At 43.4% G+C, this 25,681-nt stretch carries 29 protein-coding genes and 1 other RNA gene; 23 read left to right on the forward strand and 7 right to left on the reverse strand.

Features of this window, described 5'->3' with window-relative positions; translation table 11 throughout:
- Window positions 1-9: 9 nt before the first annotated feature.
- Genes HFELIS_RS07245 through HFELIS_RS07265 form a run of 5 tightly spaced genes read right to left on the reverse strand, consistent with a single transcriptional unit; the run spans window position 10 to window position 6,229 of the window.
- Window positions 10-666 (reverse strand): YggS family pyridoxal phosphate-dependent enzyme, encoded by a 657-nt coding sequence (locus HFELIS_RS07245; RefSeq protein WP_013469898.1) that lies wholly within the window; start codon window positions 664-666, stop codon window positions 10-12.
- Entirely contained in the window at window positions 656-2,488 is a 1,833-nt protein-coding gene (locus HFELIS_RS09125) for a menaquinone biosynthesis decarboxylase (RefSeq protein WP_013469899.1), read from the reverse strand. The genes HFELIS_RS07245 and HFELIS_RS09125 overlap by 11 nt, the downstream gene beginning before the upstream one ends.
- Entirely contained in the window at window positions 2,489-4,066 is a 1,578-nt protein-coding gene (serA, locus tag HFELIS_RS09130) for a phosphoglycerate dehydrogenase (protein WP_013469900.1), read from the reverse strand.
- Between the two features lie 8 nt (window positions 4,067-4,074).
- A complete protein-coding gene (locus HFELIS_RS08565) occupies window positions 4,075-4,548 on the reverse strand; it encodes a hypothetical protein (protein ID WP_013469901.1) in 474 nt (157 codons plus the stop codon).
- A gap of 10 nt (window positions 4,549-4,558) precedes the next feature.
- Window positions 4,559-6,229 (reverse strand): 30S ribosomal protein S1, encoded by a 1,671-nt coding sequence (locus HFELIS_RS07265; RefSeq protein WP_013469902.1) that lies wholly within the window; start codon window positions 6,227-6,229, stop codon window positions 4,559-4,561.
- 82 nt (window positions 6,230-6,311) lie between these two features.
- Between HFELIS_RS07265 and HFELIS_RS07270 the strand changes: the two genes are divergently transcribed.
- The gene (locus HFELIS_RS07270; protein WP_013469903.1) at window positions 6,312-7,160 is read left to right on the forward strand and encodes a glycosyltransferase family 2 protein; all 849 of its coding nucleotides are present in this window, start codon (window positions 6,312-6,314) and stop codon (window positions 7,158-7,160) included.
- Here HFELIS_RS07270 and HFELIS_RS07275 read toward each other — a convergent pair.
- On the reverse strand, window positions 7,157-8,086 hold the full coding sequence (locus tag HFELIS_RS07275) for an LPP20 family lipoprotein (protein WP_013469904.1): 930 nt from the start codon (window positions 8,084-8,086) through the stop codon (window positions 7,157-7,159). The two genes, HFELIS_RS07270 and HFELIS_RS07275, sit on opposite strands and share 4 nt — an antisense overlap.
- A 35-nt stretch (window positions 8,087-8,121) precedes the next feature.
- Complete coding sequence (locus HFELIS_RS07280; protein WP_013469905.1) at window positions 8,122-9,492, reverse strand: COG3014 family protein; 1,371 nt, start codon at window positions 9,490-9,492, stop codon at window positions 8,122-8,124.
- Window positions 9,493-9,555: 63 nt separating this feature from the next.
- On the opposite strand from HFELIS_RS07280, the gene ffs reads away from it, so the two are divergent.
- The 22 genes from ffs to dapB all read left to right on the forward strand — a co-directional run bounded on the left by ffs (window position 9,556) and on the right by dapB (window position 25,681).
- An RNA gene (gene ffs, locus HFELIS_RS08815) (signal recognition particle sRNA small type) lies at window positions 9,556-9,653 on the forward strand.
- A 31-nt stretch (window positions 9,654-9,684) separates the two neighbouring features.
- Complete coding sequence (gene fmt, locus HFELIS_RS07285; RefSeq protein WP_013469906.1) at window positions 9,685-10,587, forward strand: methionyl-tRNA formyltransferase; 903 nt, start codon at window positions 9,685-9,687, stop codon at window positions 10,585-10,587.
- Complete coding sequence (locus HFELIS_RS07290) at window positions 10,587-11,216, forward strand: biotin--[acetyl-CoA-carboxylase] ligase (protein WP_013469907.1); 630 nt, start codon at window positions 10,587-10,589, stop codon at window positions 11,214-11,216. Before fmt ends, HFELIS_RS07290 begins: the two co-directional genes overlap by 1 nt.
- 44 nt (window positions 11,217-11,260) lie before the next feature.
- Entirely contained in the window at window positions 11,261-11,686 is a 426-nt protein-coding gene (locus HFELIS_RS07295) for a F0F1 ATP synthase subunit B family protein (RefSeq protein WP_013469908.1), read from the forward strand.
- Between the two features lie 9 nt (window positions 11,687-11,695).
- Window positions 11,696-12,208: a F0F1 ATP synthase subunit B family protein gene (locus HFELIS_RS07300; protein ID WP_013469909.1), complete on the forward strand. Its 513-nt coding sequence runs from the start codon at window positions 11,696-11,698 to the stop codon at window positions 12,206-12,208.
- Window positions 12,205-12,723 carry a F0F1 ATP synthase subunit delta gene (locus HFELIS_RS07305; protein WP_013469910.1) on the forward strand — a complete coding sequence of 173 codons (519 nt, stop codon included), beginning with the start codon at window positions 12,205-12,207 and terminating at the stop codon, window positions 12,721-12,723. Before HFELIS_RS07300 ends, HFELIS_RS07305 begins: the two co-directional genes overlap by 4 nt.
- A 17-nt stretch (window positions 12,724-12,740) precedes the next feature.
- A complete protein-coding gene (gene atpA / locus HFELIS_RS07310; RefSeq protein WP_013469911.1) occupies window positions 12,741-14,246 on the forward strand; it encodes a F0F1 ATP synthase subunit alpha in 1,506 nt (501 codons plus the stop codon).
- 1 nt (window position 14,247) lies between these two features.
- On the forward strand, window positions 14,248-15,141 hold the full coding sequence (atpG, locus tag HFELIS_RS07315) for an ATP synthase F1 subunit gamma (RefSeq protein ID WP_013469912.1): 894 nt from the start codon (window positions 14,248-14,250) through the stop codon (window positions 15,139-15,141).
- Between the two features lie 9 nt (window positions 15,142-15,150).
- The gene (gene atpD, locus HFELIS_RS07320; RefSeq protein WP_013469913.1) at window positions 15,151-16,575 is read left to right on the forward strand and encodes a F0F1 ATP synthase subunit beta; all 1,425 of its coding nucleotides are present in this window, start codon (window positions 15,151-15,153) and stop codon (window positions 16,573-16,575) included.
- Between the two features lie 9 nt (window positions 16,576-16,584).
- Complete coding sequence (atpC, locus tag HFELIS_RS07325) at window positions 16,585-16,947, forward strand: ATP synthase F1 subunit epsilon (protein WP_013469914.1); 363 nt, start codon at window positions 16,585-16,587, stop codon at window positions 16,945-16,947.
- Window positions 16,948-16,949: 2 nt separating this feature from the next.
- Window positions 16,950-17,498: a MotA/TolQ/ExbB proton channel family protein gene (locus tag HFELIS_RS07330; protein WP_013469915.1), complete on the forward strand. Its 549-nt coding sequence runs from the start codon at window positions 16,950-16,952 to the stop codon at window positions 17,496-17,498.
- Between the two features lies 1 nt (window position 17,499).
- Complete coding sequence (locus HFELIS_RS07335; protein WP_013469916.1) at window positions 17,500-17,901, forward strand: ExbD/TolR family protein; 402 nt, start codon at window positions 17,500-17,502, stop codon at window positions 17,899-17,901.
- Entirely contained in the window at window positions 17,901-18,611 is a 711-nt protein-coding gene (locus HFELIS_RS07340; protein WP_013469917.1) for a TonB C-terminal domain-containing protein, read from the forward strand. Before HFELIS_RS07335 ends, HFELIS_RS07340 begins: the two co-directional genes overlap by 1 nt.
- Complete coding sequence (gene tolB, locus HFELIS_RS07345; RefSeq protein ID WP_013469918.1) at window positions 18,611-19,855, forward strand: Tol-Pal system protein TolB; 1,245 nt, start codon at window positions 18,611-18,613, stop codon at window positions 19,853-19,855. The genes HFELIS_RS07340 and tolB overlap by 1 nt, the downstream gene beginning before the upstream one ends.
- A 66-nt stretch (window positions 19,856-19,921) precedes the next feature.
- On the forward strand, window positions 19,922-20,605 hold the full coding sequence (locus tag HFELIS_RS07350; protein ID WP_013469919.1) for an OmpA family protein: 684 nt from the start codon (window positions 19,922-19,924) through the stop codon (window positions 20,603-20,605).
- On the forward strand, window positions 20,605-21,600 hold the full coding sequence (locus HFELIS_RS07355; RefSeq protein WP_013469920.1) for a hypothetical protein: 996 nt from the start codon (window positions 20,605-20,607) through the stop codon (window positions 21,598-21,600). The genes HFELIS_RS07350 and HFELIS_RS07355 overlap by 1 nt, the downstream gene beginning before the upstream one ends.
- Entirely contained in the window at window positions 21,572-22,069 is a 498-nt protein-coding gene (locus HFELIS_RS07360) for an FKBP-type peptidyl-prolyl cis-trans isomerase (protein WP_013469921.1), read from the forward strand. Before HFELIS_RS07355 ends, HFELIS_RS07360 begins: the two co-directional genes overlap by 29 nt.
- Window positions 22,070-22,089: 20 nt before the next feature.
- Window positions 22,090-23,259: a homoserine dehydrogenase gene (locus tag HFELIS_RS07365; protein WP_013469922.1), complete on the forward strand. Its 1,170-nt coding sequence runs from the start codon at window positions 22,090-22,092 to the stop codon at window positions 23,257-23,259.
- A complete protein-coding gene (locus HFELIS_RS07370) occupies window positions 23,249-23,599 on the forward strand; it encodes a YraN family protein (RefSeq protein WP_013469923.1) in 351 nt (116 codons plus the stop codon). The genes HFELIS_RS07365 and HFELIS_RS07370 overlap by 11 nt, the downstream gene beginning before the upstream one ends.
- A 59-nt stretch (window positions 23,600-23,658) precedes the next feature.
- Window positions 23,659-23,976 carry a thioredoxin gene (gene trxA / locus HFELIS_RS07375; protein WP_013469924.1) on the forward strand — a complete coding sequence of 106 codons (318 nt, stop codon included), beginning with the start codon at window positions 23,659-23,661 and terminating at the stop codon, window positions 23,974-23,976.
- A complete protein-coding gene (gene trxB / locus HFELIS_RS07380) occupies window positions 23,973-24,911 on the forward strand; it encodes a thioredoxin-disulfide reductase (protein ID WP_013469925.1) in 939 nt (312 codons plus the stop codon). Before trxA ends, trxB begins: the two co-directional genes overlap by 4 nt.
- Entirely contained in the window at window positions 24,911-25,681 is a 771-nt protein-coding gene (dapB, locus tag HFELIS_RS07385; protein WP_013469926.1) for a 4-hydroxy-tetrahydrodipicolinate reductase, read from the forward strand. The genes trxB and dapB overlap by 1 nt, the downstream gene beginning before the upstream one ends.

Genomic DNA, 25,681 nt, shown 5'->3' on the forward strand with positions numbered 1-25,681 from the left:
GGAGATTGTTTAACGCGCAAACAGAAGACTGCCTATGCGCACTAAATTTGCCCCATAGGCAATAGCGAGTTCAAAATCCCCACTCATGCCCATGGAGAGAACTTTCGCATCAGGGAGTTTGTCAAAAAGATTTTTTGCTTGGCTAAAGACTTTCTCATTTTGGGCTTCCATGCCTCCTAGTGGACCTATCACCATCAAACCTTGTAAAGAAATTTTAGGGCAAGTTTCTTGGATTTGAGCATAAATTTCTAGGGCGCGTTCTGCAGAAACGCCACTCTTTTGTGTTTCACCGGCAATATTCACCTGCAATAAAGCTTTTAGAGGTTCTTTGGCCCGAGTATTGATGGCTTGCGCCAATTCTAAAGAGTGCAAACTATGCAATAAAGCGGGCTTTAATTCTAAAAGTTTATTGATTTTATTGTGTTGCAGAGGACCTAACATGTGCCACTCTAGGGGTAGATTTTCTAAAGTTGTGCTCTTGTGTTGCAACTCTTGGATATAGTTCTCCCCAAAAGCTCTTTGTCCACAAGCATACAGCCCTTGCACTTGCTCAATTGTGGCGTTTTTAGACACGGCGATTAATTGCACGATGTGATGACGGCTGTAGGCTAGGCGGGCTTTTTCTATGCATTGCAATAAATTTTCAAGGCGTTTTTTAAGTTCCATTTTCACCTTTCGGGGAGTTATAGATATGGTATTTATGATAGAGTGGGTCGCTCAAGGGAGGGATAAGTCCTTTTGTGGCCAGCTCCTCAAGCACGCTGAGGGTGCAATCAGTCTCTTTAGGCCATTCTCTTAAATGTCCCTCTAGCGCGCCTTTATCGGTCGCATCGATGCAAATTAAGGGAGGGTCTAGCCAAATATCCCTACTTGCATCTATATTATTGACAATGCGCCATACAAGCATATAGGGATTATTGAGATCGTTTTTAGAGCTATCCACAAAGATTAAAGCACTGATATGGGGGGCTAAGACTTGCAGATCTTTAAAAAGAGGAACAAGGGGGACGCTTTTGGCCACGCTCACTATCGCCATAGGGTTTTTGCTCTCAAGTCCGTATTGTTGCAAATTTTGCACTTGGGGAAGCAAGTCTTTGAGGCGTTTTAAAAGTTCAGGGCTCTCTAAGGGAATTTTAGGATGTGGGCTAGGCTCTAGGGCGACTAAACCCAACTTACCCCCAAAGGCGTAGTTTGGACTAGCGTGATCGAGCGCATCGCACACACCTTGAGAAAGCAGGCTTTGACTCAAATCCAAGTGATCTAAAATATGGGTAAAAATCGCAGGGTAATCGGTGAGTTTTGGCGCATTAGGACCAACAAAAATAGCATGTTTGACAAAACTCATCTGCCCCGTGCCCCAAAAATGGTGCATAATTTGGTGGGCATGTCCAGGGTAGCTTGGGTTGATTTGGGCTAGAATTAAATTATGAAAGACTCCATTTTCAGGCATGTGATAATCCATAAGTCCATGCGCACTCTTTTTGAGCAAGGGCAAAAACAGCCTCTCAGTGAAATAGCCCATGTATTTATCCTCTAAGGGGGGCTTGCCCACGATGGTAGCTAGATAAATAGGATTTGGCTTAAGGCTGATCGCGCTCACTTCTAGCACGGGATAGGGCTCTTTGGGGGTGTAAAAACCCGTGTGATCCCCAAAGGGACCCTCAATCTCTAAATGACTCGTATCTACCCATCCTTCTAAGATAATATCTGCATCTATAGGCACACATAGCGGATTGCTCACACATGGGGCGAGTGTGGCCCGTTTGCCCCTAATCAAACCATAGAGAGCTAACTCAAAAACCCCATAAGGTAAGGGTGCTTGCCCACACCAAGTATAGAGCGCGTCCCCACCAATAGCTACACTCACGGGCATCTTTACCCCAGCTTTTTTATAGGCGTGGAAAAAATGGTTCGCATCTTTGTGGATTTGCCAGTGCAACCCTAAGCGGTTTTTGCCATGCACTTGTAAGCGATAAAGTCCTAGATTGTGGTGTTTATTGTCTAGACTTTTGGTGTAAATTTGTCCCATCGTGATGAAGGGGGCAGCGTCATCTTGCCAAGTGGTTAAAATAGGCAATTTATTTAAATCCACTTGATCGCCCCTAAAAATCTCTCTTGGTGGAGGGTTCTTGCAAATTTTAGGCAAACTAAAACGCAAATTGCAAAGATTTTTGACCAAGCAGATAAAATTTTTCAAGTTCTTAGGCTTTTGTAGATTTAATAGATTCTCTAGTTGTGCTTGACAACTTGTAATGGGGCGGTTGATGATAAACTCTAGGCGATCTTGTGAGCCAAAGAGATTCATTAAGATGGGAATATCTAAGAGCGTGCCGCCTCTTTTGGGTTGTGTGAATAATAAAGCCTGCCCCCCTTTGGGCTTTTTTGCCTCAATGTAAGCAATATGAGGGATTTCTAAATAAATGTCTAGGGGCGTGTCTACTACACGCAAAACCCCTCGCTCTTTAAGTTTTTCAACGAGTTCTTGCAATTAGATGGAAACCAAGGACACGCCTAGACAATGAGGGACTTCTTGCAGGTCGTGTAAAATTGCCGAGTTAATGGGGGTATCAACCAAAATCACAGCTAGGGCTTCTTTTTTGGCATTACGCCCTAATCTAAAGTCAGCAATATTGATGCCGTGCTTGGCTAGGGTGTGCCCGACATTACCGATCACACCGGGTTTGTCGGTGTTTTTAAATAGAATCATCGTGCCTTGGGGTTGAATATCCATTTCAAAACCATCGATATTGGTGATTTTTAAAATATCCTCGCTAAAGACGGTTGCACTGATATGTGTGCTGTAATCTGGCGCGCTGAGTTGCAAGGTGATGAGGTTTGTATAGGGGGTCGCGTTCTCTAGGGTTTTAGTGCTTAAATGAATTTGGCGCTCTTTGGCAATAAAGGGGGCATTGACATAATTGATCTTATCTCCGAGTGTGGGTTTTAACAACCCCATGAGCGCAAAGGTAAGTAAAGAATTGCCGTATTCGCAAATAGAACCGGCCAAGGTGAGTTCTAGCGCGCTCCACGCTCCCTTATGCACTTGGGCGCAAAAGAAACCAAGCTGTTGGGCGAGTTGTAAATAGGGTTTGGCGTAGGGAGCAATATCATCCTGTATGGGGATATTTAAGGCGTTGGGGTAGCTACTTCCTTTAAGAGCTTGGATTGTTGCTTGGACGGCTTGTAGGGCGATTTGCTCTTGGGATTCTAAAGTATTCGCCCCAATATGTGGGGTAACATAGACATTCTCTAAATCTAAAAGAGGATTACTGGTGCCCGGTTCTTTGCTAAAAACATCTAAACCTAACCAACGCACTTTTTGAGATTTTAGAGCTTCATAGAGAGCTTCTTCATTGTAAAGCCCCCCTCTAGCGCAGTTGATTAAAATCACTCCCTCTTTCATTTGAGCGATTTGTTCTTTATCAATGATATCAATGGTCTCTTTATTTTTAGGTGTGTGGATGGTGATAATGTCGCAATCTAAAATATCTTTAAAATCCTTAGTATAGCGCACACCCAAGTCCGTAGCTTTAGATTTGGGAATATAGGGATCATAAGCGCAAACCTCCATACCAAAGGCAAGAGCTCTAACTCCAACTCTTGAGCCAATATTGCCAAAGCCAATAATTCCTAGCTTCTTGCCAAAAAGTTCTGTGCCATACCAATCCTCCCGCCTCCAAAGCCTGTCTTGCTTGAGTTGTTTGTTTGCCCCGGGAAAACGACGCACAGCGTTTAACATGTGTGCCATAGTGAGCTCCACAGCAGCTATGGTGTTAGCTGTAGGAACATTCATCACTACAATACCTTTTTGTGAGCAATAAGGCACATCAACATTATCCACCCCAACTCCTGCACGCACGATGGCCTTAAGTTTTGTGGCATGGGTTAGTAAGTGGGCATTTACTGGGGTCATGCTCCTTGTGATGAGAGCATCGACTTCTTTGATGGCTTGAGGCAGGGTGGATTTTTCGGCACTTGAGAGGTCTAAGACCTCTAAATCTGCCTGTTGGTGCAACAGATCTAGGCCTCGTTGGTGTATGGGATCACAAATGGCAATTTTGGGCATAGGTATCCTTAATCAAGTTTATAGGGAATTTTGTAGTAACTAAGATCATTGAGGAGGGCTTGGCGTATAGGGGTTCTGGGAAGATAGATAATAAGAGTTGTGGCCCGCCCTTTTGTGTCTGTAGCAAAATCAATATGTCTAGTTTTAAGAATTTCATTCAAACAAAAAAGCTGGTAGCTGTCCAAATTTTGCACGCGTAATTTTTGTACAGGGGGATGGCTACGAAACTCCAAAGTAAAACGGCTCTGAAAAGTGGGGTAATTAAAATCCGTAGCCTCCTCTAACTTATCAACTTGAGAGCTTGGAGGGTTTGAAGAAGTTGGTGGCATCAGATCGGAATCGATTCGATCAAGAATTTGTGTTTGAGGAGGAGCAGACTTGAGATGATTAACATAAATCTTACGCCCAATGTCTACCACCACCAAGAGCACCACCCCCAACACGGCAAGAAAAACCACAAACCTGAAGTATTGCTTCTTCATCACCTACACACTAGAATTTTCCGCTAAGTTTATCTCCTAATGTCATTCTCCCTCCAGTGGCATTGAAGGCTTGCAATTGTTCGCGCTCGCGCTTGTGTTCCAAGCGGCGCACAGAAGCGCGCACTCTATTTGTAGCCTTGTCAACGGAGATCAGAACACTACTCACATCCTGTCCCATTTGTATCTCTTCTTTTTTCAGTGGGCCTAGATCTTCAGTCTTAATGAGCACATCAATTCCATCCACTTGCACAAAAATTCCAAAATCTTTAATGCTCACCACACTACCCTGGATCGTATCACCAACCTTGTATTGTCTGTTAAAAATTTCCACAGGCGAGGGTTGTTTAGATTTAGTTTCCAAAGAGATTTTCTCATCCTCTTTATTGATGCGAGCAATCTTAGCTTGCACGGTATCGCCTACTTTGAAATGATCCACGCATTTTTTATCCGCCTCCCAAAACGCATCTTTGTTGTGCAGAAGACCATCCACGCCCCCCAAGTTTACAAAGGCTCCAAAATCTGTAAGGCTCACCACTTTGCCCTCAACAAGGTCCCCAACCCGATGCTTGGACACAAACTCGTTAAAAGGCTTATCAGAAAGCTGTTTGAGCGAAACTCTAAGACGGCGGTTTTTACTGTCAATTTCAATGATTTTGACATCAATTTCTTGATCTACAGAGAGATAATCCCCGGGGTGCTTGACATCTTTATTCCAAGAAATTTCAGAGATATGTAAAAAGCCCTCAATATCATTCCCAATGTCCACAAACACGCCGTAATTTTCAATACTGCTCACCACAACTTTAATGGCGTAACCGACTTTTAACTTGGTTTGGATCTCCTCCCAAGGATCTTCCATTGTGGCCTTGATAGAAAGAGAGAGGCGTTTTTTCTCCGGGTCATAAGCGATAGCTTTTACTTGCACCTCATCGCCTTCTCTGAAATGTTTGGCGGGGTTGGTTGAGCCTCTATGAGTGATCTCGCTGTAGTGCACCAAGCCCTCCACTCCATTGACCTCTACAAAAATCCCAAAGCCTGTTACGCTTTTCACAACACCGGTGTGAACAGCTTGGGACTCCATGAGTTTTTGTGCGCCTTCATGCTGTTGTTTATCATGAACATCAAAAAAACGCTTTCTAGAAACCACGATAGAACCAACTTCAGGATCAACATTGGTTACACAAGTCCGAATATGCTTGCCAATGGGTTTACTATCACGGCGTAGAGAAGATTGAGATTTAGGCAAAATATACTCCGCCCCTTCTTTATCAGCAAGAATATAATTTCCTCTATTCTCACGCACCACCTTACCTTCAATGACCTTATCTTTATAATCCTGACCCAGTTGCGCGATTTTAGCCTGCACTCTCTCAAAAACTAACGCGCGCTTGTAGGACACATGAGGTCTCTCGCCTCTTTGAGAAACATAGACGCGGATAGGGCTATTTACACCAAAGAGAAGTCTACCCTCAGTGTCTCTAATCTCCTCTAAAGCAAGCCGTCCTTCTGTCTTGCCCCCAACACTGACCATCGCATAATTTTCAGCCTCATTAATGGAAACAACCATGCCCTCTTTGAGCGCACCTTTGAGTTCTGCTTCGCTCTCTTCATGCATGTAGGCATCCATGTATCTTTTAAATTCTTCAGATTCGCTACTCCCCAAAGATCCTAACTCTTCCATACCAACCTTTTCAAAAATAACATTCAGTCCATTATAGCCTTTTTTCCTTATAATTGGCGATCATTGATGGAAAGGCACTAGCATGGATACACCTTTGGTATTCAAGAAAACTTATTTTTCTTCTGTCGCACTTGTGATCACCACCTATAACCAAGAAGCGCGCTTATCCATGGTGTTAGATTCCGTGCTCCATTTGACATGTTTACCCAATGAGGTGTTGATTGCTGATGATGGTAGCACAGAATCGACCCGATCTTTAGTTCAAAACTACCAACCTCTCTTCCAAGAAAAATCTTTGCCCCTAAAACATATTTGGCAAGAGGATTTGGGCTTTAGGGCGGCCAAGAGTCGCAATAATGCGATTAAAGAGGCGCACTCAGAATATATCATTATTGTTGACACAGATATGATTCTCTCTCCTATGTTTATTTACGATCATCTCTATTTTGCGCGCCCTAAACTTTTACTGCAAGGCACTCGAATCACGCTCAATGCCCAAGAGAGTGCTTTTTTGCTTGAGAACATGAATTTTAGGCTAGCTTATAACAAGCGTTCATGGAAAAATTTCCGCTCACTTTTGTTTGCTAGGCTGGTCGCTTGCCGAACATACCAACGCAAATTGTTGGATAAGGCTAAAATTTGGCGCGATGGGATTAAATGGGTAAGAAGCGCAAACATGAGTTTTAGCAAGGCAGATTTTGATGCCATAGAAGGTTTCCATGAGGGGTTTATCGGTTGGGGTGGTGAAGACAGCGAGTTTGTAACGCGTTTTCTCTTTAATGGCGGAGAAGCTAAAAAGTTACGCTTTAGCGCGCTAGCCTATCATATCCACCACCAAGAAAACAGCCGCCATAACGCCCATGCTAACCACATCCTCCATACAAAAACTCTGCTAGGCAAAAAGATTAGTTGGAAAGACCCCCCTGTTTAAAAATCGATCTTATTGGAATTAACATCTGCTGTGCCCGCTCCTACACCTTGTTGGTAATTTCTAAGTTGCTTGAATGCCTGCGCCTTGATGCGCTCAATAGCTGCGCTACGGCTAGATTGATCGGCACTGAGCAATTTCGAGTAAATGATATTGCCCTGACAATTTTTAATTTTAAGATTAAGCCCAATGTGGAACTGCCCGTTAGAACTGCTCTGATAAATCTTGTTTTCAATGCTATAAAGACCGGGTCCATCATCTTGTTGGACAAAGCGAGCGTATTGCCCTGTGAGCGCATCGGCAATCTCTTCATCAGAACCAGGAGCGTAGATGATACGCGCCTTTGGGTGAGGACTATTCTCTTTGAGAAGATTTTGATAGGGAGTTAAAGAGGCGACATTGCGGCCATAAGCATTCAGCAACTCTTGCAAGGGTAGAGCCTTATTGACACCCACTACAAGTTTTTGCATCTCTTTGAGGAAAATACCTCTACAACCTTCTAGGGGGTGCAATGCGCTCAGATTATTATACAAATTGTTGTAACGCTTTGCCAAAGTGTCTAAAAACATATTCTTCTCAAGTTTTAAGCGGGTGTAACAAATGTTCTGCGCGCATTCTTGTTTGTCTACCTTAACATTGACAAATTTGATCGAATCGACAACTAGGTTGATATTTTGAGAAGAACGCTTATCAAGAGTCTTGTTCACACGAGTTGTTTGACTACTTGTTGTCGAAGAAACACTTACGACAATACTGCTTGCCAGATCATTAAGAGCTCGTTCTTTGGCTGCCTGTTTGGTCTCGCCTGAGCCATATCCATAAAAATATGCTGAGGGGTTGCCATTAAAATTTTGATACCAAGCTGGAGGTGTAGCTCCAAGCAAGAGAGGGGCAAACACTAAGGCAAGGCGCATGCTTTTAGTCAACATAAAAACTCCTTTTTGGTGGATTCTAACATAATTCTTTACCAAAGTGCCCTGACAATGTTATTGTAGTAGAAACTGCGGATATAGAGGATATTGTGCTTGTTGGAGCAAAGCGTGTTGGGTGGAAGTGGGGTATTGGGGTGGCAAAATTGAAAAGTGAATTTGAAGAGGCTTTGCCCCTGAGATCGAATATCTACTTGTCGCTTGGCAACATTGTTGGTGCGTGCGAAGTAAATTCTACGGGGAAACACGCTAGGCATTCTAATATCTGCTGAAGTGCTCGCCTCAGCATAGATAGAAGAAAAAAGACCGCCCAAAACGCCCAAAAATTGGTTAGAAACGGCTTCTAAGCCCACTTTTAACACTGCTGAGGTGATCGCACGAGTGAGCACATAGGGGAGCTGTTTTTTAAACTCGCTTCCAATCAACCCATCCAGCATCACTAATTGTTCAAATCTTTTATGGTGTCTTCCTGCTTGCAAATCAAAACTAGGGTGAAAATCTACTCCATCTACAAGTTGTGGCAATGCTAAACTTACGGCATAAATCCCATCTGGGAGAGGGACAGGGAGACTAATTTTAAATTCTTGTTTGCTAGCTTGTTTTCCATCCTCAATAAAAATCCAGGTGAACTTTTGCTTAGTGGGGTCTTGAAAAAATAAGACATCCTCACCTATCGTGATGGAATGACTCATCCCATAGGCTTCTTTGAGATAATCAATCCCCTTAGAAGGGTCGTTATCCAATGAAAAGAATAATCCTGAGAGATACGACACGGCAGGGTTAATCAAATTATTATAAGCGGTAAAGCGATCCAAGTTCGAATAATTTTCGCTCAACACCTCGTTAACTTTGGATTCTGAAGTGCCTTCACTCAATTTTGAAGAACCTTCATGGCGCATTTTTTCTACGGCTTTTTCGATCTGCTTGTGGTAGAACTCTTTAGCGCGCCTTTGCCTATCATTGGCGCGGTTAAATTCTACGCGCGCGTCTTTTTTATCCTGTAGCAAGAGGTAATCGATGGCCTTATAATAATTCATCAACACGCTCTCATAAATACTTCCAGTATAGGTTTTAACATTGTCATTGACCAATACTGCTCCCACATTTCCCATAGATTTTGTAAAGAGATTGATGTAGCGGTTGAATTGATCTTCAGCTGAATTAAGCGCTTTGATGGAGTTTTGATATTGCCCTAGCATCAGCGCGCTCACGCCTCTTTGTAAATCCCATAAAGACCCGTCTTTGCGATCCTCACGACTCATCTTGCTAGCAAAATCGTAGGCATTCTGCATGCTCAAAGGGGTGTAATAGGCCTTAGTAAAATATTCAAACTCCGATCGATGACCTGTACAACCTATAGATAAGAAAATGGCAAAAAACAAGTATAAAAAATGCAACGATCTCACAAAATCTCCTCAATATCATTTTATCAGAATGTAAGAAAAAATCCACTAAAGTTAGGAAGCCTCTTCTTAGACCTATGCAATGAGATGTTAGGACAACGCTTCAGGGTGGGAACACAGCAGAGTAGCCTAGCTTCTTATGTGCCTTAGTCATCTGAGGAGGGGCGATCCTCTTTAAACTTTATGAGAAGTTGCATGCGGTTAGTATTTATGGGAACTCCCCCCTTTGCCCAGATTGTCTTGTCTCACTTGTTAGATGAAAAATTTGAAATTCTTGCCCTTTTCACACAACCTAGTAAGCCTTTTGGCCGTCAAAAGGAGCTCAAACACGCCGCTACTAAGGAGTTTTTACAGAGCGTGCGCCCTGACATCCCCATATTCGAACCTAAAAAATTAGACGACTCCACATGGCACACTCTGCATACTCTTAAGCCGGATGCTATTATTGTGGTGGCTTATGGCAAAATTTTGCCCCAATCTTTCCTTGATCTAGCTCCATGCCTAAATTTACACGGATCACTTTTACCCCAATTCAGAGGCGCATCGCCCATGCAAGAGATGATTTTAAACGACTTGCCCACCTTTGGAGTGAGCGTGATTAAAATGAGCTCCCAAATGGATGCAGGGGATATTTTAGGCTCGGCATGCTTGCACAGAGATCGCTATGTCAATGTTCAAGAGCTAGGGGCGATGCTAGCCCCTTTGGGAGCTAAATTGCTAGCTGATATTTTGCGCCGCCCTCTAAAACCCATTCCTCAAGATCATAGCCAAGCTACCTATTGCACCAAAATCACCAAACAGGCAGGCTTAGTTGACTTCACAAGCGCGAAAAGGGTTTTTTTAAAATCTTTGGCCTATTACCCATGGCCGGGGATTTTTCTAGCCAGTGGTCTTAAGTTATTAGATGTAGAACTTATAGAAACAGAAAAAGTCCACACACCGGGCCATATTCTAGCTCTTGAGGGAGAAGCTGTGTTTGTGGGTTGCGCTCAAGGCACATTAAAGATTGCAAGTTTGCAAGCACCCGGAAAGGCGCGTTTGAGCGCTAAAACCTATTTGAGCGGGAAGCGTCTAAAACCCGGAGCTATTCTCAATTGATGCAAATTGTAACTTTTGAAACCCTCCCTTCTACCCAACTCTACCTAGTAGAACAAGTTAAATGCAGACTTGTGGACTTGCCCTTATGTGTGGTGGCTGAAAAACAAAGTGCTGGAGTGGGTAGTCGGGGCTGTGCATGGGATTCTGTGCAAGAGGGCTTAACCTTCTCTTTTGCAATCGCTTTGAGTGCGCTTGCTAGGGATGTGCCTAGACAAAGTTGGAGTGTGTATTTTGGATTTCTCTTTAAGCAAAGTTTACAAACTTTAGGTCAGGAAGTGTGGCTCAAATGGCCCAACGATCTTTACAAGGGGACATGCAAAGTAGGAGGCATTATGACTCAAATCGTGCATGAAAACTTGATTTGTGGGATCGGTCTTAACTTGCAAGATGCTCATTATGGCGCATTGGGAGCTTTAGATAAAAGGCCGCTTTTGGAAGTGTTTTTAGCGCAAGTGGAGGCGCGTTTAAAATGGCAAGAGGTTATTCAGGCCTATCGCTCAGAATTTAGTGCGCACCATCGGGGGCATTACTTCCATCATAATGGCATCAAAGTATTTTTGGATCAAGCTCGAATATTGGAGGATGGAGGACTGCAAATTGGAGATAGGGTTTACTATGAGGCTAGGTGATTTAAGCAAAGCTTTGTTAAGATAGCGATTTTTAAGGGAGGCGTATGGATATTTCCATCAATATATATTTGATGTCGGTTGTTTTTGTGAGCTTCTTGGTCCTTATGTGGCTCTCTCATGTGTGGGTTTATAAGCCCATCCTTGCCAATATGGATGCGCGCAAAAAAGCTATGGAGCAAGATAGCTCTTTTGTCGATCAGACAAATCGCGAGATTGTTGTTCTGCAAGAGGAAGCTAAAATACAACTCAAGCAAGCCCGCGCTCAGGCGCATGAGATTCTCCAAGTGGCCTTGCACAAAGCTAAAAGCGACTATGAAAATGTCGTTGCCCAAAAAGAAGAAGCATTGAATAAAGAGCTAGAGGTCTTCATCCAAAACTTAAAGGATAGTAAAAGTGATCTTGCTCTAGAATTGTCTCAAAACTTGCCACTCCTAGAGGCATCTTTAAAGCAAAAAATAACTCAAATTTAGGATGGTCTGATGCGGTTACTCTTATTTGGTTTTTTGTTTGCAGGGGTGTGTTGGGGATCTGAAGCGCATGGGGTCGCACATACAGATATCGTGCTTAGGAGCGTTAATTTTCTCTTATTTGTGGGGATAGTGTGGTATGCCATTAGCACTCCATTAAAACGCGTGTTAGAAGATAGGCGCGCAAAAATCGCTAATAATCTTAGTATTCTGCAAGAACAGCTCCAGGCAATTAAAAGTGAGAAAGAAAATGCGCTTAAAGCTTTAGAAGTGGCCAAACAGGAAGCTAGCCAAATTGTTTCTAACGCCAAACAGGAAGCTTTTTTACTGGCCCAAAAATACGAGCAACAATCTAAGAGTGTGATTGAAAAATTACTCAAAGACCAACAGGATAAGAAGGATAAAGAGACTTTAAAAATCCAGCAAGCCGTTATAGACGAAATGCTTGACAAACTTTTTGCCTCCGATCAAGTTAACTTCGAAACTCCCACCTATATACATCTTTTAGAAAAGGCTGCAGGATGAATCTTGTTGCTAAGAAATATGCGCGCGCGCTCAGAGAGAGTTTTACGGGCAATTTAGAACACCTTCTTGAAGTTCTGGGAAGCTTGAAATCTCTCTATACCTGTGCTGATTTTGTAGAATTTTTGGAATCTCCCTATTATCCCAACAGCTATAAACAAGCCTTTTTATGCGAGAGATTGGAGGATAAAGATGAGCGTTTGGTGCGTTTTTTAGAACTTCTTGGCGAACACAAACGCTTAATGATTATCCCTGATATTTATCAAGAACTTTATGCATGGACGCAACACCAACGCAATGTTTATAAAGGTTACCTTTATTGTGATCAAGCAGTAGAAAAGCTAGAAGTTTTAGAAAAACAAGTGGCCAAACATCTGAATATCACCCTAGAGCTAGAAAGCGTGTTAGTCCAGCACGAAGGCATTAAATTAGAGATTCCGGATTTGGGTGTAGAAGTGGCTTTCTGCAAAGAGCGTTTTTTTCATCAACTCAAACACCACATTATGGAAGCGATTTAATATTATAAGGAGAGCGCGTGTTAAAATTAAAGCCTGAAGAGATTAGCAATATTATCAAAGAGAGAATTGAAAATTTTACTCCCGACATCAACATTACTCAGGTTGGTCGAGTGGTTGCTTATGCCGATGGTGTGGCTAAGGTTTACGGACTAAAAGATGTCATGTCTTATGAGGTTGTGGAGTTTGAGACCGGCGATAAAGGTTTGGCCTCCAACTTAGAAGAGGGCAGTATTGGGGTGATTGTTCTTGGAGCGGGCAAGAATATCAAAGAGGGCACTTCAGTTAAACGCACCAAACAACTTATGAAAGTGCCAGTGGGCGATGCCGTGATGGGGCGCGTGATCAATACTTTAGGTGAACCCATCGATGGCAAGGGAGCGATTCGAGCCGATGAATTTAGATTTGTAGAACAAAAGGCTCCCGGGATTATGGATCGTAAATCCGTGCATGAACCCTTGCAGACCGGTATTAAGGCCATCGATGCGCTTGTCCCTATTGGCCGTGGGCAAAGAGAGTTGATTATTGGAGATAAGCAAACAGGTAAAACCACTGTGGCGATTGACACCATTATCAATCAAAAAGGCCAAGATGTCATCTGTATTTATGTCGCCATTGGACAAAAGGAATCTACTGTAGCGCAAGTGGTGCGCAAACTAGAGGAATATGGCGCAATGGAATATAGCGTGGTTGTTAATGCTCCTGCTTCTACTTCTCCTGCAATGCAATATCTTGCCCCCTATGCTGGTGTAACTATTGGGGAGTATTTCCGCGATCATGGTCGTCATGCCCTCATTATTTACGATGATTTGAGCAAGCATGCGGTCGCTTATCGGGAAATTTCTCTAATTTTAAGACGACCTCCGGGACGCGAAGCTTTTCCCGGAGATGTGTTTTATATCCACTCAAGATTGCTAGAGCGCGCCGCAAAAATGAGCGATGAAAAGGGTGCAGGCTCCCTAACCGCTCTACCCATCATTGAAACCCAAGCGGGCGATGTTTCTGCCTACATCCCTACTAATGTGATCTCTATTACAGATGGGCAGATTTTTTTAGAAACAGACTTATTTTATTCAGGTATTCGCCCAGCTATCAATGTGGGTCTGTCTGTTTCTAGGGTGGGCGGGGCGGCCCAGATCAAGGGCACAAAACAAGTTGCCGGCACTTTGCGCCTAGACTTGGCTCAATACCGCGAACTGCAAGCCTTTTCTCAGTTTGCTTCTGATTTGGATGAGGCAAGCCGTAAACAATTAGAGCGCGGACAACGCATGGTGGAAGTTCTCAAGCAACCTCCCTATTCTCCTTTGCCTATTGAAAAACAGATTGTAATGATCTATGCGGGCGTTAAGGGCTTTTTGGACGATGTGGCTGCCAACAAAGTGGTTTCTTTTGAAGAGAGGTTATATCCCTTTTTAGAGTCCAAATATCCCAATATCTTAGAAGATATCCGCACGAAAAAAGCCCTCGATAAAGATTTAGAGGCGATGCTCAAAACCGCTATTGAAGAATTTAAACTAGGTTTTTAAGATGGGCGCAAGTCTTAAAGATATCCGTAAAAAAATCGCCAGTGTTAAAAACACCCAAAAAACAACCCGTGCGATGAAATTAGTTTCCACTTCCAAGCTTAAAAAAACCGAAGAGGTGGCCAAACGATCTCGGGTTTTTGCTCAAAAACTTAATGAAGTGGTGGGAGATATTTGCGCCAAAATTAAAGCGCGTAATGTCAAGGGTATTGAGAGTAAGTATTTTGCGGATTTAGAGCGGAACACTATTCAGAAAATTGATATCATTTTTGTAACTGCTGATAAGGGTCTTTGTGGGGGGTTTAATATGACCACCATCAAGGAAGTCTTGCGCTATATCAATCTCTACCGCACACAAGGGATTAAGGTGCGTTTACGAGGGATTGGAAAAAAGGGTGTGGCTTACTTCACTTATAATGGTGTTGATCTTTTGGATAAGGCTACAGATTTGAGCTCTGCACCTGACTATGAAAGAGCAAGCGCGTTTATTGATAAAGCTGTCCAAGACTACCTAAATGGCCTTACAGATAGCGTGCTCATTGTGCACAATGGATTTAAAAATATGATCTCTCAAGAACTACGCATGCAACAAGTGTTGCCCTTAGATTTTGCACAAAAAGCCATGCAAGAGCAAGATGGTATTGTGGTTGAACCTGATGATGAAGAGGGGATTATTTTAGATGCGTTAGCAAAGAAGTTTATTGACTTTAATATGTACTACGCGCTTTTAGATTCTTTGGCGGCTGAACATAGTGCCAGAATGCAGGCCATGGATACGGCTACTAATAACGCAGCTGATTTAGTCCGCACTCTTACAATTTCTTATAACAAAGCGCGTCAAGAGGCGATCACAACTGAGCTTGTTGAAATCAATGCTGGTGTGGAAGCGATCAAATAAAGGAGAACTATGGAAGGAAAAATTGTACAGATTATGGGCCCTGTGGTGGATGTGGAGTTTGAAGATTATCTGCCCGCTATTTATGAGGCTTTGGATGTAGATTATGAGTTTGATGGGGAATCTAAGAACCTCGTTCTAGAGGTGGCTGCCCACTTGGGAGATAATCGTGTGCGCACTATTGCGATGGATATGACAGAGGGACTCACACGAGGGCAAAAGGTGGTTGCTCGGGGTAAAATGATCGAAGTGCCCGTAGGTGAGGAAGTTTTAGGGCGTATCTTTAATGTTGTCGGAGAGGTGATCGATAATCAAGAGCCTCTCAAAGCCCCTACAACTTGGCCCATTCATCGCGCAGCTCCTTCTTTTGAGCAACAGAGCACTAAAACAGAGATGTTTGAAACCGGTATCAAGGTGGTTGATCTGCTAGCTCCCTATTCTAAAGGGGGAAAAGTGGGACTCTTTGGGGGTGCTGGAGTGGGTAAAACCGTGATCATTATGGAGTTGATTCACAATGTCGCCTATAAACACAGCGGTTATTCTGTCTTCGCGGGCGTGGGCGAGCGCACCAGAGAGGGGAATGACCTTTACCATGAAATGAAAGAGGGGGGCGTGCTAGATAAGGTAGCTCTGTGTTATGGGCAAATGAATGAACCCCCAGGGGCAAGGAATCGCATTGCCTTTACAGGTTTGACAATGGCAGAGTATTTTCGCGATGAAAAAGGCTTGGACATTTTGATGTTTATTGATAACATCTTTAGATACGCCCAATCAGGTGCTGAAATGTCCGCTCTTTTGGGGCGTATCCCCTCAGCGGTAGGTTATCAACCCACTTTAGCAAGCGAGATGGGAAAACTCCAAGAGCGCATCACCTCGACCAAAAACGGTTCTATCACCTCTGTGCAAGCGGTGTATGTGCCTGCCGATGACTTGACAGACCCCGCCCCCGCCTCTGTGTTTGCCCACTTGGACGCAACCACCGTGCTCAATCGTAAAATTGCTGAAAAGGGGATCTATCCGGCTGTAGACCCCCTCGATTCAACCTCTAGGATTTTAGACCCTCAGGTGATCGGAGATGAACATTACAGAGTGGCTACTGGCATCCAACAAATCTTACAAAAATATAAAGACCTGCAAGATATCATCGCTATTTTGGGGATGGATGAACTCTCTGAAGAAGATAAAAAAATTGTAGAACGCGCCCGTAAAGTAGAAAAATTCCTCTCTCAACCTTTCTTTGTGGCCGAGGTGTTTACAGGCAGTCCGGGCAAATATGTTACCCTCCAAGAGACTTTAGAAGGTTTTGGAGGAATCTTAGAGGGTAAATATGACGAAATTCCAGAAAATGCCTTTTATATGGTCGGCAATATTCAGGAAGTTATAGAGAAATACGAAAAAATGAAGGGCGAGAGCAAGGATAAGAAAAACGCCTCTTAAAGGGAAGATATGGGATTGCTTGTCAGTATTGTGGTGCCTCAGGGTTCAATTTTTTCTGGGAGCGTGGATCGCCTCACTTTACCCGGAATTGAGGGCGAATTTGGGGTTTTAGAGGGGCATAGTAACTTGGTTTCCCTACTTAAGAGTGGGGTGATTGAGATTGAACGCAATCATGAGAGTAGCTTGATTGCCATTAGTTGGGGTTATGTGGAGGTCAGACATAGCAGTGTGGATATTTTGGCCGATGGGGCAGTTTTTATCAAGGGAGATGATGAAGTTTACAAGGCTAAAAAACTCTTAGAAGATGCCACCTCTGATCGTCTCGCCATTTCTAGTGTAATCGCACGGATCGAAACAAGGGGTTTAAGGTAAGCGTGGAATCTTTGCAAAATTTTATCTCTGAGAGTGGCCTGACCACTTTGGCTGTATTGGCCCTCCTTTCCTTGTATTTTATTCTCACCCTGTGGGTATTTTTTTACAAATATGTTTCCATAAAAACCAATATCCTTAAAGAGCAACATGCACTAGAAGCTTTGATGGCAGGCAATCAAAGCATGTTGAGCATAAAGCTTTTTGAGAGCACGGGGCGTTTTTCTAAAGAGCTTCTTTTAATATGGAAAAGTCAAGTCCTTCAAAGCAATACAACTGGGCTTGTCTTGCTCAGTATTATTGCCTCTACAGCCCCCTTTATTGGTCTCTTTGGCACTGTGGTGGAGATTTTAGATGCCTTTGGGCGTTTGGGGGCGCAAGTTTCTTTTGATGTGATAGCCCCTGTTATCTCTAAGGCATTGGTAGCCACTGCTGGAGGCATTTTAACTGCCATCCCTGCCTATTCTTTCTTTTTGATTCTCAAGCGCAAAGTTTACGATCTCTCAGTGTGCGTCCAAATGCAAATTGATTTTCTAGTGGCCAAGGAAAGTTGAGATGTATGAGGTGGAGCATTGGGATACAGACAAGCCTGAGCTCAATATCACTCCCCTTGTGGACATTATGCTCGTTTTATTGGCGATTTTAATGGTTGCCACTCCTACGATCACTTACCAAGAAAAAATTAGTCTGCCACAGGGCTCTAAAACTGCCCGTGTTTCTAAAGAGAAGGTTCTAGAAATCCGCATGGATATTAACCATAAAATTTATGTCCTTGATCGCCATTACGACTATGAAGGCTTCCGTGTGGCTTTCCCACTCCTGGCGCGCACTTACGCTAAAAATACGGCCGTCTATGTGCGCGCGGACAAACGCTTGCCTTATGAGAGCATTATTTTCTTACTCAAATCCATTAGGGAAGCAGGTTTTTCTAAGGTTTCTCTTATTACTAGTGCGTGATGGAAAATAAGGCACTTGGAATTGGAGCAGGAGCGCTAGCCTGCGCCTGCTATGCTGTTCTCTTGGGCTTGTTACTCAGTAAGCAAAGCCAAAATATCGCCGTAATGCCTGAAGAGAGTATCGATGTAGATTTCATTGCAAACGCTCCCCCTATCCCAAAGTCCATCCCTGCGCCCCCTGCACCTATTCCCTTTAAAGATCCGGGTATCAGCGATATGTTTTCTTCTCTTGCAGAACCTAGTAAGCCTCAAAAACCTACTCGTATTCCACAGAAGCAAGAGATGCAGGAGGTCCAAAATTTGTTAAAAACGATGGAATTTAATCAACACCAACAAGCGTTTAAAGACATTCAAAACAGCCTTAGTGCCATGAAAGAAAAGCTACAAACCTTGCAACATAAAAGTATCGATTTACAAGTGCCCAAAGAGGAGAAAAAGGTAGCGCAAGAATATCAGGCTTGGTTTCAAAACCTCTATGCAATTTTATATGGGCATTGGAAATTAGGCTTTAAGCAACCCGCCTCTGTGCGCGCGCTCATCACAATTTCTGCAACCGGACAGTTTAGCTACGCTCTAATCAGTTACTCCCCATTTCCTCAATACAACCAAGAAATTGAGAGTCTTTTAAGTGCCCTACAGGGGCAAAAATTCACCCCTTATCCTAAGGGCTCTATCACTTTAACCGTAAATTTTACAACAAAGGATCAATGATGCGATTTTTATGGTTCTTCATATTGGGTTGGCAAATGTTATGGAGCGCGGACGCCACCCTAGATATTATTAAAAATATTGAAAAACTTCCTAGCGTGGCCGTGCGCTATTTAAAAAACTCTCAAGAACCCTATTTGGCCAAGATTTATGCCATGTTGCTCACCGATCTTAAAATCAGCAACCATGTTAAGACAATTGAGTTGGGCGCACAGGCAGAGCAGATCAACTATAGCGCGCTACAAGCCAAACAAGCCAGCTTATTGGTAAGTTTGCGCGTAGATAAATTAGGACAAGTGAATGTGCGCTTTTATGATGTGGCCCATCAAAGCGTTTTGGGCATTAAAGACTACACTTTTAATCAAAAACCCCTCTATCCTTTCATTGCACACCGCGTGGCTATTGATATTAATGACGCTCTCAAAGCTCCCCCTATCGCTTGGATGGCGCGTTTTGTTATCTTTGCTAAATATATCAAGCCTGGGGTTACTAAAATTTCCATTGCTGACTATACCCTCACATACAAGCAAGACATTATTGATAATGGCATGCTCAATGTTTTTCCCAAATGGGCCAACGCTGAACAGAGCGCGTTTTATTACACTCAATATTTACACCACCCTACCATTATTAAATACAATTTACGAGATGGCACAAGTGAGGTGATCACTCAGAGTGAAGGCATGGCCACTGTATCTAGCGTGAGTCGCAATGGTCGTAAACTTCTTTTGACCCTAGCACCCAATGGCCAAAGCGATATTTATCTCTACGATACGGCTAAAAAGAACAGCATCCGTCTTACAAAGTATCAAGGAATCGATGTGTTGGGTAATTTTGTCGGGAATGAGAAAGGGATGGTGTTTGTTTCAGATAGAGCGGGTTATCCTAATGTGTATTTTAAAAAACTCCAACCTGATGCGCCTATCGAGCAAGTGGTTTTTTACTCTAAAAATAACGACTCCGTGGCGGCTTCAGGGAATAACATCGTGTATGTGAGTCGTGAAAATCGCGATGAAAATGGTCAAATTAGTTTTAATTTACATTTTATCACTCTAAAGAGCGATTATGTGCGCCGCTTAACAGCAAGCGGTATTAATCAGATGCCTCGTTTTTCTCAGGATGGCAAGGCAGTCATGTATCTGAAAAAAGCTTCTCAGCAAAGTGCTTTGGGCGTGATTTTGCTTGATTATAATCAAAGTTACCTCTTTCCTTTAGAGGGCGTGCAGATTCAAGCTTTCGATTGGTAATTTCTATAATATTAATAAAAATTAGGGTAGAATAGGGGTTTTACCCAAGCAATTACAAGGAGAGTTATGAATAAGTGGTTGGTGGCAGGGACTTTAGTGGCTTTATTGGTGGCAACAGGTTGTGGTTCAAAGGGAGCTAAACCATCCAAGCCTCCCAAGAGTCAAAGTGCAGAAAATGTTCAAGAACAGCCAACGCAGTCAGTAAAAAATACAACTGTGCATCCAGAGGGAGTTCAGGAGAGCACTCCAGCAAAATCTCAGACACCTCAAACATCTCCAATATCTCAGACAAAAGAAGGACAGCCAGGGACAGCTCATGAATTAGAGACACAAAATGCTCAAAAAAATGCGAACGCTACATCAGAAACAGTTCCCGCTCCCCAAGAACCACAATCCGAGCAAGAACAATTTAAAAGTGGGGAAATTGTAGGACAAGTCTATTTTGACTTTGACAAATACAATGTGCGTCCAGACATGCAAGATGCAGTTGATCAAGGGGCGCAGAAAATCCAAGACTCTAAAATGAAGGTGCTCTTAGAGGGCAATACCGATGAGTTTGGCACGGGCGAGTACAATTTTGCTTTAGGAAACAAAAGGGCTTTAAGTGTTAAAGAGGCTTTAGTGGTCAAGGGGATTGCTCAAGATAACATTCGCACAATAAGTTTTGGAGAAAGTAAACCCATCTGCTTAGAGAAAACCAAAGAGTGCTACCAAAAAAATAGAAGGGTTGACATTAAAGTCGTGCAATAATGCGTTTTTTGGCCTTAGTTGTATGCGGAATTTTAGGGTTGGGGGCAGAACCCTCTGCTTTTGACTTGCAAAGTGGCGCGACCAAAGAGGAACTGAGTAGCCTTAAGTCGAGCAATAAAAATTTGAGCAATGTGCTTGCTAGCCTTAAAGGTCAGGCGACCAGTTTGGCTCAAAACCAAGAGGGGCTTAGAAGTCTTTTTGAGGGACAGGGAAATAAGATTAAGCAACTAGCTGATGCCCTTGCAACACATGATAATGCACTCAAGGCCATTAAGGCCACTCAAGATATGCAGGAAAATTTGCTCAAGCAGCAAGGGGGTTTGATTGAGGCCCTCAAAGCCCAGATAGATGCCAATAAAAACGCTATCACCCAACTCGATCAGAAAATCAATGACATGAACGCTGTGCTTACAAAAATGAACACCGATTTTGCGGCCAAATTAGAGGAGATACAAGGAGCGATTCAGACACAGGCGAATGATAATGCAGAAAAGCTTAAAAATCTTGCCCGTCTCCAAGCTAAGATGCTTGAAAAAGCCCAAGAAACCTCTCAAAATAAATCAGAGGAAGCAGATTTTAACAAGGACTTATCGCGGAAACCTAAAATCTTCCAAGAAGCCCTAAGTCTTTACCGCCAAAAACATTTTAAACAAGCCCAAGCGCGTTTTGTGTGGTTGGGAGATAATGATTTTAAAAGTGCTTACAGCTATTATATGGCTGGGGAAGCTGCCTATGCTCAAAAAAACTATAAAGAGGCGATTGTCCTTTATAAAAAAAGTGCTCTTATTAAAGAAAAGGCAGAATACATGCCTGTTTTGCTTTGGCACACCGCTTGGTCTTTCCGATTTTTGGGCAATCAAAACACTTATTTGAAATTCTTACATTCTCTTTCTAGTCTTTATCCAGATAGCGAACAAGGTAAAAAGGCTCTCCCCTTGCTGGGCAAATCTCATCCAAAGGACAATAATGCAGACAAAACAAGTCGCCCTCATTGAATATGAGGTGCTTGATCCCCAAACACAGGAAGTGCTTGATTCTAATATGGGCAAAAAACCTTTAGAATTTATGATAGGCGCAGGGCAGGTGATTGCCGGTGTAGAAAAAGCGCTGGAAAAAGCCACGATTGGGGAGGTGATGGTTTTGCGCATTCCTCCCGAAGACGCTTATGGTCCATACCGCACAGATTATCTCCAAGAAGTGCCCAGAGATCAATTTGAGGGAATCGAGCTTAAAAGAGGGATGACTCTCTTTGGTCAGGGCGAAAATCAAGAAAGTGTGCAGGTGAGCGTGAAAGATTTTAGTGATCAGATGGTGATGCTAGATTACAACCACCCTTTAGCCGGTAAGGAACTTCTTTTTCACCTGAAGCTCTTGGGTTTTAGAGAGGCCTCTGATCAAGAGATCACCATTTCTAAACACACTGGCAAGGGTTGTTGTGGGGGTGGATGTGGGTGTAAGCATTAGTTAAAGTCTCCTCTGTTTCTATGCGTTCTCTAAATATTGGAATTATTGGGCTTGGCAGTGTGGGAATGGGTGTTGTGGATATCTTGCAAAACAGCCAAGAAAACATCATTAGGCGCTGCGGGGCGCGTTTGCAAGTGCGCAAAGGGATTGTACGCGATCTCTCCAAGCCACGAAAAGTGAATTTTGTCCTCAGCGATTGCATGGCTGATGTGTTGGACGATCCTGAAATTGACATAGTGGTAGAATTGATTGGTGGCGTGCAGGAAGCCTTTGAGATCGCTCAAAGAACTCTTAAGAATAAAAAACTTTTTGTAACTGCTAACAAGGCCATGCTTGCAACACACTACTTGACTCTGCAAAACCTAGCAACAAAGGCGATGGGTTTTGAGGCTAGCGTAGGAGGTGGATTGCCCATTGTTAATGCACTCAAAGATGGGTTAGCCAGTAGCGGGATACTTAGTTTATCGGGTATTCTCAATGGGACAAGCAATTTTATTTTAAGTCAAATGGAGCAGGGGCAGAGTTTTGAAAAGGCTCTCAAAGAAGCCCAAGCATTAGGCTACGCTGAGGCCGATCCCACTTTGGATATTAGCGGTGAGGATAGCGCACATAAACTTACCATTCTATCTACCCTAGCTTTCCAAACTGCACCCAAGATTGATTTTGTTTCAGGTATTGAGAACCTTAGCAGTGTCGATTTGCAATGCGCGCACTCTTTAGGTTATCGCATTAAATTACTTGCGCACGCCCAACGACAAGACTACAAGCTGAATTTGAGGGTATGTCCCACTTGTATTCCTCAAAAACATTTTCTTGCCCAAGTAGATGGGGTGATGAATGGGGTAGCGATCAAGGGGGACTATGTAGGCGAAACTTTCTATTATGGAGCTGGTGCGGGAGGGCTAGCCAGTGCGAGCGCGGTGGTGAGCGATCTAATAGCTCTAGCTAAAAATGCTACCCCCCCTCCATCCATCCACCCCATTCCCTACACGCCCACAGATTTTCCTACTTCTTATTATCTGCGTTTGCGAAATCCTAGTTCTCTCTGCCTAGAGGAGCTAGGAATCCTTAATGATTGCTATGATAAAAGCAAGGCACTTTACATCACCAAACCCACCACTCATAAGAAAATTCAAACGCTTTTTTCTACCCATCAATTAGATTGTGCATTGCCCATTTATGAGTCGTAAAAAGGGTTTTATCGCTGAAGACTTGGCCTGCACCTATTTAAAAACAAGAGGTTGTGAAATTATAGGACGCAATTTTTCTTGTTCTTTTGGAGAGATAGATATTATTGCCCGCAGAGGGGAGGTTTTGCATTTCATAGAGGTTAAACAACGCTGCATGGGCAATCCTGCTTTGGCTATCACCCCTGCGAAACTAGAAAAATTGTGCAAAAGTATGGGAATGTATTTGCAACAACACCCCCAATATCTTTCCTATCCCTATTGCCTAGACGCTTTATTAATTTGCGGAAGTTTACAAAATCACACAATCGAATGGATTGAAAATTTGAGCGTCCTAAGTTAAAGGTGAACTTTATCTTTAGAAATGTAATATCCAAGCTTAAAACAAATTGAGGAGCAAATATGGCAAATTATATTGAATTAACACATGAAAATTTTGACAGTGTAACAAGTAGCGGTGTTGTGGTGGTGGATTTTTGGGCCCCTTGGTGTGGACCTTGTAAAATGCTCTCCCCCATTATTGATGAATTGGCTGGCGAGTATGCAGGCAGAGCTAAAATTTGCAAAGTTAATACAGATGAACAAGAGGATTTGGCGGCCAAGTTTGGTATTAGGAGTATTCCTACCGTCTTTTATATGAAAGATGGTGAGGTAAAAAATCAAACCGTGGGCGCGCTTTCTAAACAAGACCTCAAAAAAAATATTGATAAATTGCTATGATCGATCTAGCCATTATCGGTGGGGGACCTGCTGGATTAAGTGCTGGGCTGTATGCAACGCGAGGGGGGCTTAAAAATGTTGTTCTCTTTGAAAAGGGGATGCCCGGGGGGCAAATTACCCAAAGTAGTGAGATTGAAAACTACCCCGGAGTTAAAGAAGTTGTCAGTGGCTTAGATTTCATGCAACCTTGGCAAGAGCAATGTTTTCGCTTCGGTCTTAAGCATGAAATGGTCGCTGTAGTGCATCTGAGTTTAGAGGGCGAGCATTACCGCATCCACTTAGAAGATGGCAACTCTTTAGAGGCAAGAGCTGTGATCTTGTGCACAGGTGGGCGGCCCAAGAGGACAGGTATTAAGGGTGAAGCTGAGTTTTGGGGCAAAGGCGTGAGCACTTGCGCGACTTGCGATGGCTTTTTTTACAAAAATAAAGAAGTGGCGGTCTTGGGAGGTGGCGACACCGCCTTAGAAGAAGCGATCTATCTAACTAAAATGTGTTCTAAGGTACACTTGATCCATAGGCGGGAGGCTTTCCGCGCTGCACCTGTTACTCTTGGGCATGCTAAAAAGAATCCCAAGATTGAGTTCATCACTCCGGCAGTGGTAGAAGAAATTAAAGGAGATGTCGGAGGTGTGAACGCTCTGAGTATCAAAGATTTAAAAACGGGGGCGGTGCGTGAGTTGAGTGTGCCCGGGCTTTTTATCTTTGTGGGGTATGAAGTCAATAATGAGATTCTTAAGCAAGAAGATGGGAGCATGCTTTGCGCGTGCGACTCTTATGGCTCTGTGTTGGTAGACCTCTCTATGAAAACAAATTTAAAAGGCCTTTTTGCAGCCGGAGATGTGCGCACTCAGGCGGCCAAACAGGTTGTCTGTGCAGCCGGAGATGGTGCGACCGCCGCGCTTTCAGCCATTGCTTACTTGGACGCGCACTCCTGATGGACATTGGAGTCTTTGGAGCGAGTGGCAAGGTAGGGGGACTTCTTATCCAAGAAATCAAAAAGACTACTGATTTAAATCTCTCCAGTGTTTTTATCCGCAAAAATCTCACCCCTGCTTTGATCCAAATCCTCCCTGAGAGCGCGTTTGTTACTAATAATTTGGAGCAGTTTTTACGGCATTGTCAGCTTGTGATTGATTTTTCTCTTCCCCAGGCCACCTCTTCTCTTTTGGAAACTTTGTTGGAATGCCCCCTACCGCTTGTTTCAGGCACCACCGGTTTAGACGCACAGAGTTGGGAAAACCTACAAAAATTAGCCCGACATGTCCCCGTATTGCATGCCTCTAACATGTCGCTTGGGATGGCAGTTTTAAATAAGGTTGTGGGCTTGGTGGCCAAAAATCTAAGAGGGGCAGATATTGAAATTGTAGAAGCGCACCATCGTTATAAAAAGGACGCGCCTAGCGGGAGCGCTTTAACCTTAGGAAAGACTTGCGCACAAGCCCGTAACCTAGAGTTTGAGAAAGTTTATGCGCCTCAAAGAGAGGCGCAACGCCAAGAACAAGAAATTGGTTTTGCGAGCGTGCGCGGGGGCGATGTGGTGGGAAAACATGTGGTGGGTTTTTACTCGGATGGGGAGTATTTGGAGCTAGCGCATGTCGTTACTGAGAGAAATGTTTTTGCAAAGGGTGCCTTAGAAGTGGCTAGATGGCTTGTTTCTCAACCTCCAGGCCTCTATAATATAGAAAATCTTTATACTAGAAACTGA

Source organism: Helicobacter felis ATCC 49179 (assembly GCF_000200595.1).
GTDB classification, from domain to species: Bacteria; Campylobacterota; Campylobacteria; order Campylobacterales; family Helicobacteraceae; genus Helicobacter; species Helicobacter felis.

Excerpts from the sequence above, each read along its gene's own strand:
- HFELIS_RS07245 (WP_013469898.1), bottom strand. The coding sequence starts at position 666 with ATGGAACTTAAAAAACGCCTTGAAAATTTATTGCAATGCATAGAAAAA.
- serA (WP_013469900.1), bottom strand. The coding sequence starts at position 4,066 with ATGCCCAAAATTGCCATTTGTGATCCCATACACCAACGAGGCCTAGAT.
- HFELIS_RS08565 (WP_013469901.1), bottom strand. The coding sequence starts at position 4,548 with ATGAAGAAGCAATACTTCAGGTTTGTGGTTTTTCTTGCCGTGTTGGGG.
- HFELIS_RS07265 (WP_013469902.1), bottom strand. The coding sequence starts at position 6,229 with ATGGAAGAGTTAGGATCTTTGGGGAGTAGCGAATCTGAAGAATTTAAA.
- HFELIS_RS07270 (WP_013469903.1), top strand. The coding sequence starts at position 6,312 with ATGGATACACCTTTGGTATTCAAGAAAACTTATTTTTCTTCTGTCGCA.
- HFELIS_RS07275 (WP_013469904.1), bottom strand. The coding sequence starts at position 8,086 with ATGTTGACTAAAAGCATGCGCCTTGCCTTAGTGTTTGCCCCTCTCTTG.
- fmt (WP_013469906.1), top strand. The coding sequence starts at position 9,685 with ATGCGGTTAGTATTTATGGGAACTCCCCCCTTTGCCCAGATTGTCTTG.
- HFELIS_RS07290 (WP_013469907.1), top strand. The coding sequence starts at position 10,587 with ATGCAAATTGTAACTTTTGAAACCCTCCCTTCTACCCAACTCTACCTA.
- HFELIS_RS07295 (WP_013469908.1), top strand. The coding sequence starts at position 11,261 with ATGGATATTTCCATCAATATATATTTGATGTCGGTTGTTTTTGTGAGC.
- HFELIS_RS07300 (WP_013469909.1), top strand. The coding sequence starts at position 11,696 with ATGCGGTTACTCTTATTTGGTTTTTTGTTTGCAGGGGTGTGTTGGGGA.
- HFELIS_RS07305 (WP_013469910.1), top strand. The coding sequence starts at position 12,205 with ATGAATCTTGTTGCTAAGAAATATGCGCGCGCGCTCAGAGAGAGTTTT.
- atpG (WP_013469912.1), top strand. The coding sequence starts at position 14,248 with ATGGGCGCAAGTCTTAAAGATATCCGTAAAAAAATCGCCAGTGTTAAA.
- atpD (WP_013469913.1), top strand. The coding sequence starts at position 15,151 with ATGGAAGGAAAAATTGTACAGATTATGGGCCCTGTGGTGGATGTGGAG.
- atpC (WP_013469914.1), top strand. The coding sequence starts at position 16,585 with ATGGGATTGCTTGTCAGTATTGTGGTGCCTCAGGGTTCAATTTTTTCT.
- HFELIS_RS07335 (WP_013469916.1), top strand. The coding sequence starts at position 17,500 with ATGTATGAGGTGGAGCATTGGGATACAGACAAGCCTGAGCTCAATATC.
- HFELIS_RS07340 (WP_013469917.1), top strand. The coding sequence starts at position 17,901 with ATGGAAAATAAGGCACTTGGAATTGGAGCAGGAGCGCTAGCCTGCGCC.
- tolB (WP_013469918.1), top strand. The coding sequence starts at position 18,611 with ATGCGATTTTTATGGTTCTTCATATTGGGTTGGCAAATGTTATGGAGC.
- HFELIS_RS07350 (WP_013469919.1), top strand. The coding sequence starts at position 19,922 with ATGAATAAGTGGTTGGTGGCAGGGACTTTAGTGGCTTTATTGGTGGCA.
- HFELIS_RS07355 (WP_013469920.1), top strand. The coding sequence starts at position 20,605 with ATGCGTTTTTTGGCCTTAGTTGTATGCGGAATTTTAGGGTTGGGGGCA.
- HFELIS_RS07360 (WP_013469921.1), top strand. The coding sequence starts at position 21,572 with ATGCAGACAAAACAAGTCGCCCTCATTGAATATGAGGTGCTTGATCCC.
- HFELIS_RS07365 (WP_013469922.1), top strand. The coding sequence starts at position 22,090 with ATGCGTTCTCTAAATATTGGAATTATTGGGCTTGGCAGTGTGGGAATG.
- HFELIS_RS07370 (WP_013469923.1), top strand. The coding sequence starts at position 23,249 with ATGAGTCGTAAAAAGGGTTTTATCGCTGAAGACTTGGCCTGCACCTAT.
- trxA (WP_013469924.1), top strand. The coding sequence starts at position 23,659 with ATGGCAAATTATATTGAATTAACACATGAAAATTTTGACAGTGTAACA.
- trxB (WP_013469925.1), top strand. The coding sequence starts at position 23,973 with ATGATCGATCTAGCCATTATCGGTGGGGGACCTGCTGGATTAAGTGCT.
- dapB (WP_013469926.1), top strand. The coding sequence starts at position 24,911 with ATGGACATTGGAGTCTTTGGAGCGAGTGGCAAGGTAGGGGGACTTCTT.